The 8,220-nt window shown below is 54.5% G+C and carries 7 protein-coding genes; 4 read left to right on the forward strand and 3 right to left on the reverse strand.

Translation table 11 applies throughout. The features are described 5' to 3' along the window. Positions 1-53: 53 nt before the first annotated feature. Genes PGY33_RS12050 through PGY33_RS12060 form a run of 3 tightly spaced genes read right to left on the reverse strand, consistent with a single transcriptional unit; the run spans position 54 to position 3,652 of the window. Positions 54-1,319: a TolC family protein gene (locus tag PGY33_RS12050; RefSeq protein ID WP_270478837.1), complete on the reverse strand. Its 1,266-nt coding sequence runs from the start codon at positions 1,317-1,319 to the stop codon at positions 54-56. Between the two features lie 19 nt (positions 1,320-1,338). Continuing rightward, the gene (locus tag PGY33_RS12055; RefSeq protein WP_158575297.1) at positions 1,339-2,616 is read right to left on the reverse strand and encodes a TolC family protein; all 1,278 of its coding nucleotides are present in this window, start codon (positions 2,614-2,616) and stop codon (positions 1,339-1,341) included. A gap of 13 nt (positions 2,617-2,629) precedes the next feature. Beyond that, a complete protein-coding gene (locus PGY33_RS12060; protein WP_118481343.1) occupies positions 2,630-3,652 on the reverse strand; it encodes a LacI family DNA-binding transcriptional regulator in 1,023 nt (340 codons plus the stop codon). 345 nt (positions 3,653-3,997) lie between these two features. Here PGY33_RS12060 and iolG point away from each other — a divergent pair, with 345 nt between their 5' ends. The 4 genes from iolG to acrB all read left to right on the forward strand — a co-directional run bounded on the left by iolG (position 3,998) and on the right by acrB (position 8,122). After that, positions 3,998-4,996: an inositol 2-dehydrogenase gene (gene iolG / locus PGY33_RS12065; RefSeq protein WP_270478841.1), complete on the forward strand. Its 999-nt coding sequence runs from the start codon at positions 3,998-4,000 to the stop codon at positions 4,994-4,996. A gap of 377 nt (positions 4,997-5,373) precedes the next feature. Next, positions 5,374-5,760: a MerR family transcriptional regulator gene (locus PGY33_RS12070; protein ID WP_117492801.1), complete on the forward strand. Its 387-nt coding sequence runs from the start codon at positions 5,374-5,376 to the stop codon at positions 5,758-5,760. A gap of 397 nt (positions 5,761-6,157) precedes the next feature. Beyond that, entirely contained in the window at positions 6,158-7,300 is a 1,143-nt protein-coding gene (locus PGY33_RS12075) for an acyl-CoA dehydrogenase (protein ID WP_270386023.1), read from the forward strand. A 21-nt stretch (positions 7,301-7,321) separates the two neighbouring features. Beyond that, positions 7,322-8,122, forward strand: a complete 801-nt coding sequence (acrB, locus tag PGY33_RS12080) for an acryloyl-CoA reductase electron transfer subunit gamma (RefSeq protein ID WP_118362010.1) — start codon at positions 7,322-7,324, stop codon at positions 8,120-8,122. Positions 8,123-8,220 lie beyond the last annotated feature (98 nt).

The raw sequence follows: 8,220 nt of genomic DNA on the forward strand, positions 1-8,220 counted from the left end.
GGTCCTCCAATTCATTATACATATCTGCTATATTCGCAAAAACGGTCAGCTTATCAAGCTGTTGCCGTAATTACACCGCGTTTTGCCCACTGATAGGTGTTGTAGGCGGTCAGCAGATCGATACGCGCTGCAACCTCGGTCTCCTGTGCGGTGGTGAAGGTGTCAAGCGCATCCGTGTACGCCATCTTGGAGATCATGCCGCGCGTGTACTGCACCTGGCTTACCGTAAACGTCTTTTTTGCCTGTGCGAGATCGGCGTCCGCCGCAGCAAGCGCGGTCTGCTTCTCCTGCAGGTCGGTATACAGCTTGCGGAAAGAAGCGGTCGTGCTCTCCTTCTGTGCGTCGCGGTCGATCTTGGCTGCCTGATAAGCATACAGCGTGTTGGTCTTATTGTTCTCGTAATCGTCGGACGCGGTCTGCATTGCGTACTCCTTGGAGTAGATCGCGTAGCTGTTCTTGAGCGCCTCGGCAAGATCCTTGTTATAATCAATGGAGGTGACCTGCTCGGCGGTTACGACCGGAAGATCGCTCGTTTCGATCTGCGTACCGGTGGTATAGCCGCACTGGATAGCGAGCGTGTTGGTCAGCGCCTCTACCTGCGTGGTCAGCGAGGCCTTGCTGGCAACGGCGCTCTCTCGCTGTGCCTGCAGGCTCTTGAGCGTATTTACACCGGTCATACCCAGCTTTACCTGCTTCTGCACAGTCGCAATGTTGCGGTCAAGCTGCTGAATACTGCGGTTTGTCTGGTTGAGCGTATACTTCATGCCGCGCAGAGAAATGTACGTGTTTTCCGCACTCAGGCAGATCTCATCGGCTGCATTCTGCATCTGACGGCGGGTGTTATCAACCGTTTTCTCCTGATCCTCCTCGGCGTCGTCCTCGTCATCGTCGAGGTTCTTGTACGATGCTTCGGCGGCTGCCAGATTGCGCTGCAGAATGGAAATCTGGCTCTCAAGCGTCTTGCGCAGACCGGCGTTCGCCTCGTCGGTTCCCAGTTCCTTCAGCGTTTTCTGCAGTTCCTTGATCTGCTTCTGGTAGGACGAAATCTGCTCGGAAAGCTGGAAATAGCTTTCGATGTACCGATCGCCTACATCGGTCTTTTCCGCGCTGAGCACGGTGTTGTTGTTCGCCTTGATGGTGACGTTGTTCCGGCGGACGGTCTCCTCCAGCTTGTCAAACGTCAGCTTGACCGGCGCCGTCGGCTGGGTCTGGGTGGTGCCGGTGGTGTTCGTCGCGGTCTTGGTATCGGCGGCAAACGCCGGTACGACCATGCCGCACAGCAGAGCGGCGGAAAGACCGGCTGCAATGGTTCGTTTCATTATAATATATACTCCTCTCTTATGCGGCTGCGGTGGTGATAAGTACGCCTTCCTTGGCCCATTCGTACTGGTTATATGCGGTATACAGCGACAGATACGCGCTTTCCACATTCAGCTTTGCGGTCGTTACGGCATCCTGCGCCTGCTGATACGCCAGCTTGGAAATGATGCCCTTCCTGTACTTCACGGTCGCGGTTTTCAGGTCAAGCTCCGCCTGCGACTGCGCGGTTCGCTTGGCTGCCAGAGTCGTCCGGCAGTCCTTGACGGTCTTGTAGGTGCTGTCGAAGGCTGCCACTACCGACTCCCTGGCCGCCGCCAGTGCGTCCTCAGCAGACTTGACCGCCTCGGCGGTACCGCTGATATTCTTGTCATACGCGTTGTACGCGCTGCGCACAGCGTCCTGCTTCTGCCAGATGAGAAAGCTGTTCTTCTGTGCCAGCTCCAAATCCTTATTATAGGACATCTTATCCAGATTGCCCGCGTACAGCGCTTCAAAGTCGGCCGGCATCACGATGGTGTTCGCGTCCAGACCACACATGAGCGCAACGCTCGAACCGAGGTTTTCGCGGGTGGTCTCCAGTGTGTCGATGGACTGCGCCAGCTTGTCGCGCTGATTCTGCACCGTGTCAAGCTGCAGCTGACCAATCATGCCGAGTTTTCTCTGCGTTTTCAGCACTGCCAGATTGCGGTCCAGCTGTGTGAGCGTCACCTGCAGGTTTTCCTTGGTGTAGCCCAGATTTTTAATGGTAATCAGCATGGTCTGTGCACCAAGTGCCAGCTGACCGGAGACATTTTTCGCCTGCTTGCGCAGCGTGTACGCCGCGTCATCCAACTGAGACAGCATGGCCATTGCCTGCTGCATGCCGCTGACGGCGTTCTGGTTCAGGCTGGTCTGGTAATCCTCTAATACCTTTAACTGTGCCGCATAGGTCTTATAAAGATCACTGGTCGTATCCAGTCCATCCATGGCCTTTTTCATATTCTCAATCAGCGCAGCGTAGATTTCCATCTCGCTCTCGCCGGTCGCACCGGACGCCGAACCCGACATATACGAACTGCTGTCCAGCGAAGCTGCCGTTTTGTTCAGCATTTTCACCGTGTTATTGTCGCTCTCTACGGTGCGCTTGACGCCCAGCAAACCCATTTTCTTGACAGTATAAGCCGCCGGTTTGCTCTGCGTGGTGCTCATCCCGGTCTGCGATGCTGCCGGTTGCCCAGTGCTTACCGCACCTGCAGGCCATACAAATCCGGCGCACAACACCAGAGACAGCAGTGTGCGCTTCCAGTTTGCTTTCATATAGGCTCCTTTCTCACAACAATTCCCGTGTGATAATGCTGGTGTGAATGTATTCGATGCTCTGCCGCGGCGACTCTCCGGTACGCAGTGTATGCGCCAGCACTTCGATCGCCCGCGTCGTCTGCGCCGAAAAATCCTGATCGACGATGAAATCCAGCCGTCCGTCCTCCAAATACTGGCGCGCATGCGGCGTCAGATCGTGACAGACAACGTGAATGCGCCGATTGGGCTTTGCGCGCTCGAGCGCGTCCATACAGCCGCGCACGGACTCGTTTGCCATATAAATACCGCGCAGACGCGGGTTCTGCCGCACCTGCTGCAGTACGCCGTCGTAGGTCAGCTCGTACTGCTCGACACTCTCGATGACGTTGACATTTACGTTATCATCAAAAATCTCGTGCAGGCGGTCAAGGAAGCCGCGCACACGCAGTCCGTGCGCCGTGAATTCACGGTTGCCGGTAACGACGAGCACATCCTGTCCCTCAACGTACGGTGCAAGCAGTCCGGCGGCAATCCGGCCGGATTTGACCATGTTCTGTCCGATATGATACAGGCGGCGGCTCTGCCGTACATCCGAGTCGCAGGTAACGACCGGAATGCCGATTGCGACCAGCCGGTCGATCTCCTCACTCATCGCTACCGTGTCCGGCGCGGTGACAATGAGACCATCAATGCCGCGCTCCTCCATGCGTCCGATGGCCTCGAAATACGCACGGTGCGAGCGGTTTTTCAGCTCCTCCACCAACACATTTACATCATTTAATCCGCGGTTGTGTACAGCCACGCGAATGCCCTCGCGCATCCGGCGGATGAAAAACGCATCCCAGCTCGGCAGAATCACGCCGATGCGGAACGCGCCGTGTCCCGCACGGGTGGCCTGCCGCTGCGACGGCGTTTTGTAGCCGTATTCGCTGATTATTTTCTGCACGCGCTCCCGCACCTCCGGCGCTACATTCGGTCGGCCGTTTACAACTCGGTCCACTGTTCCACGCGATACGCCGCACTGCTCTGCGATCCACTGTGCAGTTACCTTCATAAGATATTCTCCTTTTCAGGCATCCATGTATCCTCTTTTATCCCTAAAAGACACATTTTTGCCACAATACGTTCATATTTTATCATAGTGCAGTAAAGCGCACAAGCGTTTCACCGCATTTTAGACACCAACGTGCAATGTGTTGCATTTTCCTGTGCATTTTCTATTTTAGCACAATGCACGGATATTTTGCACGTTTTTTTTGCGCTCCGCTTTGCTATTTTTCACCAAACCGAAGCCCCAAAATTGGGCGGTGCGCTGAAAAATACGCTGCACCCTTGAAGCACACCCACAAGTGGTTTATAATAGAATCACCTTATATAAAAGGAGAGAATTCCAATGGGCATTTTGAAAATTGGCGTTGTAGGCTGCGGCCGAATCGGCAAGCTGCACATTAACAACCTGATCAACTCCGTACCGGGCGTTCAGGTAGTAGCTGCTGCTGACCCGATGCTTGATAAGTCCGGCGCACGCGAGTGGCTGGCATCCACCGACTTTATGGACGTTATCAACAATCCTGAGGTAGACGTAGTATTCGTTTGCTCCTCCACTGACACGCACTGCGATGTTTCCATGGCAGCAGTTCAGGCTGGCAAGCACGTATTCTGCGAGAAGCCGATCGACTATGATATCGACAAGATCAAGAAGCTGCTCGCACTCGTTGAGGAGAAGGGCGTGAAGTTCCAGGTAGGCTTCAACCGCCGCTTCGACCACAACCACAAGGCAGTTGCAGACGCAGTTAAGGACGGCACGATCGGCGATCCGCATATCGTTATCGTTTCCTCCCGTGACCCGGAGCCGCCCCCGGCTTCCTACGTTGCAGTTTCCGGCGGTATCTTCTACGATATGATGATCCACGACTTCGATATGGTTCGCTACGTAACCGGTTCCGAGGCTGTTGAGATCTCCGCTGTTGGTTCCTGCCTCGTTAACCCGAACCTGCAGGAAGAGTCCGGTATTCCGGATGTTGACACCGCTGTTGTTACCATGAAGATGGCTAACGGCTGCATCGCTGTTATCAACAACTCCCGTCAGGCAGTTTACGGCTACGACCAGCGCGTTGAGGCGTTCGGCTCTAAGGGCATGGCTTCCGATGCCAACGACCTGCTGAACACCACCACCGTACTGACCAAGGATGGCGCTCACTCCGAGAAGCCGCTGTGGTTCTTCCTCGAGCGTTACAACCAGGCATTCATCAACCAGGTTATCTCCTTCGTTGATGCAATCAACAACGATACCCAGACTGTTGTCGGCGCTATCGACGGCCTGCGTCCGGTTCTCATGGCTAAGGCTGCTACCGAGTCCTGCCGTAACGGCGGCGTATACGTTAAGGTTGAGGAGTAATTTCTCCACTTAACAAACCAAAGTTGCATGAAAAGGAATCCTCGAAAGAGGGTTCCTTTTTTTGTTGTGGTAATTGAAAATTGAGGATGGAGAATGGAAAATTAACGTGATGGTCAAATTCAACTCACTGCAATTACATAACCGCATATCCACACCCATTTAACATTGATGCGGGAGCACAATGCACTCCCCTGCGGTTTGATAGTGCAAATGAATTTACAAACGGCGGGGATGAGGTCACCCCGCCGTTTCTCTCCGAATCGCATCCATCAACCGCCACGTTCATTTTCAATCCTCCATTTTCCATTCTCAATTTACCCTTGACTTAGAGTACACTCCAAGTGCTACACTAAACTCACCAAAGGAAGGTGACTCCCATGACCATCGCAGAAGTGAGCAGACAGTTCGACATCACGCCGGACACACTGCGCTATTACGAGCGCATCGGCCTGATCCCGCCGGTACCGCGCACCAAAAGCGGCATCCGCGATTACGACCAGACCTCGTGCAGCTGGATCGAGTTTATTAAATGTATGCGTGCGGCCGGTCTGCAGATCGAGGCGCTCATCGAATATGTGGCCCTGTTCCAGCAGGGCGACAGCACCATCGGCGCCCGCAAGGCCCTGCTCCTCGAGCAGCGCGACCAGCTCGAGGAACGCATTGCCACCATGCAGCAGACGCTCGAGCGGCTCAACCACAAGATTGAAAACTACGGCAACTGCCTCGCCAAAGAACCCGAACTGCGCGGTAAAGCCAAAGACTGAACTGCACCAACACTTCACCACCGCAGAGTTCTCCCGCCGGAGAGCTCTGTGTATTTGTGTATTTTTACCAGTTTCTATCGTTTTTTTCGGTATTTATCACCATCCCCCGCGTTTTGAGAATATTCCGCTTGTACAATCCCTTATAATTTACCAAATTTATTGCTTTATTCCGTTGATATTGACAGTTGACGCTTGCTATCTGGTGTGGTATATTGATAGACGGAACAAAAACTTAACAAAAAAGTGTGCAAAACCCGCTCCAAACCGAACCACCCTATTGATCGGTTAGACACGGGCAAGCGGTTCCCTGCCGCACCAAATGGCAGTCTGCAACAGGCGGAATGCCGGTTTTCACCGGCTTTGGCAATAAATATCCAAACAAGAAGGAGACTTGAACATGGATTTCCATCTGACCCGTGAACAGGAACTGGTTCGCCAGATGATGCATGACTTCACCGAGAACGAAGTTAAGCCCATCGCTGCGGAAACCGACAAAACCTCTACTTACCCCCGCGAGAACATCGAGAAGCTGTTCGATCTGGGCGTTATGGGCATGATCGTGCCCGAGGAGTTCGGCGGCGCAGGCGCTGACGATCTTTCCTCCGCTATCGCTATCGAAGAGCTGTCCAAGCAGTGCGCTTCCACCGGCGATATCCTCGCTACCCACAATGGTCTGTGCTGCGGCCCGATCATTGCAAACGGTACTCCCGCACAGAAGGAGAAGTACCTCCGCATGCTGACCGAAGGCCACAAGGTAGGCGCTTTCGCACTGACCGAGCCGGACGCTGGTTCTGACGCTGCAAAGGGCACCTGCGTTGCTGAGCTGCAGGGTGACCACTACGTACTGAACGGCTCCAAGATCTTCATCACCAACGGCTACGTTGCTGACGTATTCGTAGTATTCGCTATGACCGACAAGTCCAAGGGCACCAAGGGCATTTCTGCATTTATCGTAGAGAGCTCCTTCCCGGGCTTCTCTGTTGGCAAGCATGAGGAGAAGCTTGGCCTGCACGGCTCCCCGACGGCTGAGATCGTATTCACCGACTGCATTGTTCCGAAGGAGAACCTCCTCGGCGCAGAAGGCAAGGGCTTCAAGATCGCTATGCAGACCCTGGACGGCGGCCGTATCGGCATCGCTGCACAGGCACTGGGCATTGCAGAGGGCGCTATGGAAGAGTCCATCAACTTTGCTAAGACCCGTGAGCAGTTCGGCCGTCCGATCGCAAAGTTCCAGAACACTCAGTTCCTCTTTGCTGATATGCACGTTGCAATCGAGGCTGCTCGCCTGCTGACCTACAAGGCTGCTGTTGCTAAGTCTGAGGGCGGCCGCTTCACTCTGGACGCTGCAACCGCTAAGCTGTTCGCTTCCGAGGCTGCTATGAAGATCACCACCAAGGCAGTTCAGGTACACGGCGGCTACGGCTACACCAAGGATTACCCGGTTGAGCGCATGATGCGTGATGCCAAGATCACCGAGATCTACGAGGGCACCAGCGAGATCCAGCGCGTTGTTATCTCCGGTAACGTTCTCGGTAAGTAAGAATAGGAGGAAAACTGAACTATGAAGGCAATTGTTTGTGTAAAGCAGGTTCCGGATACCTCCGGTAAGGTTGCTGTTAATCCCGATGGCACTCTGAACCGCGCATCCATGGCTACCATCATCAACCCGGACGACAAGAACGCGGTTGAGGCTGCTCTGAAGCTGAAGGACGCTACCGGCTGCAAGGTCGTTGTTATCACCATGGGTCCTCCCCCGGCACAGGGCATGCTGCGTGAGCTGATGGCTATGGGCGCTGACGAGGGCATTCTGGTTTCCGCTCGTGAGTTCGGCGGTTCCGATACCTTCGCAACCTCCCAGATCCTGGCTGCTGCTATCAAGAAGTATGGCGTTGACGCTGATGACGTAGTATTCTGCGGCCGTCAGGCTATCGACGGTGATACCGCTCAGGTTGGCTCTCAGATCGCTGAGAAGCTGGACATCCCGCAGATCTCCTACGCTGCTGACGTAAAGATCGAGGGCACCACCGTTACCGTTAAGCGCGCTCTGGAGGATGGCTACATGACCATCGAGACCCAGACCCCGTGCCTGCTGACCTGCATCAAGGAGCTGAACGAGCCCCGCTACATGTCCATCAAGGGCATCATGGGCTGCTACGATAAGCCGATCGCAGTTTATGACTACAACACCCTGAAGGACGATCCGCTGATCGATCCCACCACCATTGGTCTGAAGGGTTCTCCCACCAACATCTTCAAGTCCTTCACTCCTCCCCAGAAGGGTCAGGGCAAGATGCTTGAGGGCGCTGACAAGGCTACCTGCGACGAGCTGGTTGCTGAGCTTCAGAAGAAGCACATCATTTAATCGGAAGGAGAATACTGAACAATGGCTGATTTCAATAATACGAACCTCGCCGATTTCTCCGGCGTATGGGTATTCTGTGAGCAGCGCCAGGGCGAGCT

Source organism: Butyricicoccus sp. AF18-9LB, from assembly GCF_027684505.1.
Classification (GTDB): domain Bacteria; phylum Bacillota; class Clostridia; order Oscillospirales; family Butyricicoccaceae; genus Agathobaculum; species Agathobaculum butyriciproducens.